Genomic DNA, 2,701 nt, shown 5'->3' with positions numbered 1-2,701 from the left:
GTCTTACTTTCCAATCATTATCTGTCAATTTCAACTGAATCGCTTGCAGCAGCGTACTGACGTCACTTAAGGACACGCGAGAGATAAGCATAGCTAAACAATTAAGCGCTGCTTCTCGTACATTATTGTCATTATCCAGTAATTTCAAGTGCGCTTTTTGAAGTAGCGGATTGAACTCACTGGGTGGCAGGTAGGGAACAAGTAGGGCTAAACAACCGAGCGCTGCTTCTCGTATAACTCTATCCTTATCTGCCAATTTCAGTCGAACTGCTTGAAGCAGCGAAGTTATCTCGCTTGATGACAAGTAGGGAATAAGGAGGCCTAAACATTTGAGCGCCGTTTCTCGTACATTAATTTCATTGTCCGCCAGCTTCAATTGAACGGCTTGAAGCGACTCAATAACTTCACTAGGCGGCAAGCTGGGGATAAGCACGCCTAAACACTTGAGCCCCACCTGTCTTACATCCCTGTCATTATTTGCCAATTTTAATTGAACAGATTGAAACAGTCGATTCACCTCACTGGGTGACAAATAGGGAACAAGCAAGGTCAAACACTTGAGCGCCGCTTCTCTTATTTTCTCCTTATTATCCGCCAGTTTTAACTGAACGGCTTGAAGCAGCCTATCAAAATTGGTATTTGCGTTAAGACAAGGCATCAAGATAGTTAATAATGTAAGCGCCTGATAAATTTCCTCACTATGTTGGCTCTTTAATTTAGACTCAATCTCATCCAAGGCGGCATCCATTAACACAAATTCTTGACCCTTTAATTTACCTAGTAGTTGTATTACCGCTAACTTATTTGTTAATTCAAATAAAGGATTTTTTATAAGCCGCAACAAAGTGTTTATGAGGCGATGATGATGAGGCTTTGATAAAGCTATAGTGGTTAGTGTTGAATGTGTTTGCGAATTTAATAAATCCATGACTAATCGTTGTTGATAATCAACCGCCACTTGCTCTTGCTTGTCTAGTAAGCCAATCGTCGCTAGAAACGATTGTTGCTTATCTAACATGCGGCACTTTAAATATAACTCTTGAGCAGGCAGCTTTAAATAAATTAAAAGCACTGCATCAGTCGGTAGGCTTGAAAAAAAGTTCAGGGAAGAAAGCATGATGCTCTTTAAATGACAAAAAAGTATATTCTAGTGATTTTGATACTTTTTTTAAAACAATTATTATTCTTTTTTTGCATTTATGAAAAAGCTTTGTAAAACGACCATTTAAAACCAATTATTATCTGACTACTAAAATAACCTAATCAAAAATATATGTTCCCGCCTAATAAAAAAATTATTATTTCTTAACTTTGTATCGTTTAGGAGTATTATATCCATTGCTTTATTGAAAGCTAACATTGGAATTGTTTTTAAGGATTAATTAATAATGAAGAAAATTGTTTTATCTTTACTCGCATTAAGTAGTGGCGTTGCTATTGCTGGTACCATGGGTCCTGTTTGTGTACCTGGGAATGTTACCGTCCCTTGTGAATCTATAGGGTTTGACGTAGGTATTCACGCTCTGTATCTAAGACCTGCTTTTAATGGCAACCAGTATGCTGATAATTTCTTAGGTTATAATACAAACGGAACATTCTTAGACAAACATGATGACTGGTTATGGGGCTTTAACCTTGAGGGTTCTTACCATTTTGGTACAGGCTCTGATATTACAGCAAGCTGGTATCATTTAAGAGATGATATTGTAACTTCGGGTAATACCTATGATAGCTTAGTCACAGGCAGCACGTTATCATTTGCTTATAATAAAGATAAGTATGCTTGGGATGCAGTTAACGTTGAATTTGGACAACATGCAGACTTTGGTATGTTTAAAGATGTGCGTTTTCATGCAGGCATTCAATATGCAAATATAAAGCTTCAAGAATATGCGCCAGTCACTATTACTACTACCGATGGTGATGTAATTCCAAACTACAATGATACTACTCAAAAATTTAAAGGTGTAGGTCCTCGTGTTGGTATGGACTTGGCTTATAATTTTAATGATGCATTCAGTATTTATGGCAGACTTGCTGGTGCTTTATTAATTGGAGATGTTGATTCACTGGATAAATCGGGTGGCACGCTTCCTTTCTTTAATTCTTCTTCCACAACTATTGTTCCAGAGTTAGATGTTAAATTAGGTGTTGCATACACTTACAATATGCCAACGAGTAAACTTATCGTTGATGGGGGATATATGGCCACTAACTATTTTGAAGCCTTAACTCTGGTTTCAGGTGGAGTAACGCCTTCCACTAGTTATGGGTTTCATGGACCTTATTTCGGTGTTAAATATATCGGTATGATAATGTAAAACTACAATTAATTCTTACATCAATAAACTAGAGGTTGCTCTCCACTTCCTTAAACTTTTTTGATGTAAGATTAATAGATATTCATGATTGCAATTGCCTAGCATAAGCTTAATACAGTGGTATTCATGCTAGGATAATACAAGTTTATATGGCAGCTATAGCTATTTAAATCTGTTTGTTTGATGGTCTGGCAATCAGCTCCATAAAACCAGAAAGCGGTCTTTCTAAAAATATTAAGTATCAACAAATTAAGATTGGGGAACTCTTACGGCAAGCTGAAGTATTTTATTGCATGAAAAAATTAAAGAATTTGAAATCATGAGCATGTTTAATAAAAGACTATTTAATACGTGTATAGCGCGAGTGCTGCGGTTTGAGG

Annotated in this window: 2 protein-coding genes; one reads left to right on the top strand and one right to left on the bottom strand. The window is 36.6% G+C overall.

Going from position 1 to position 2,701, the window contains the following annotated elements:
- Positions 1–1,117: HEAT repeat domain-containing protein (locus E1P04_RS17790; RefSeq protein ID WP_165482848.1), on the bottom strand; the 1,117-nt coding region annotated here is incomplete at its 3' end.
- A 271-nt stretch (positions 1,118–1,388) separates the two neighbouring features.
- On the opposite strand from E1P04_RS17790, the gene E1P04_RS17305 reads away from it, so the two are divergent.
- Entirely contained in the window at positions 1,389–2,321 is a 933-nt protein-coding gene (locus E1P04_RS17305) for an Lpg1974 family pore-forming outer membrane protein (RefSeq protein WP_131784104.1), read from the top strand.
- Positions 2,322–2,701: the final 380 nt, after the last annotated feature.

Origin of the sequence: Legionella gresilensis (assembly GCF_900639865.1) — a bacterium.
GTDB lineage: Bacteria > Pseudomonadota > Gammaproteobacteria > Legionellales > Legionellaceae > Legionella_C > Legionella_C gresilensis.
The sequence above is the reverse complement of the archived record's forward strand: the minus strand, read 5'-3'. Positions and strand labels throughout refer to the sequence as shown.

Coding starts and splice junctions, on each gene's coding strand:
- E1P04_RS17305 (WP_131784104.1), top strand. CDS start 1,389: ATGAAGAAAATTGTTTTATCTTTACTCGCATTAAGTAGTGGCGTTGCT.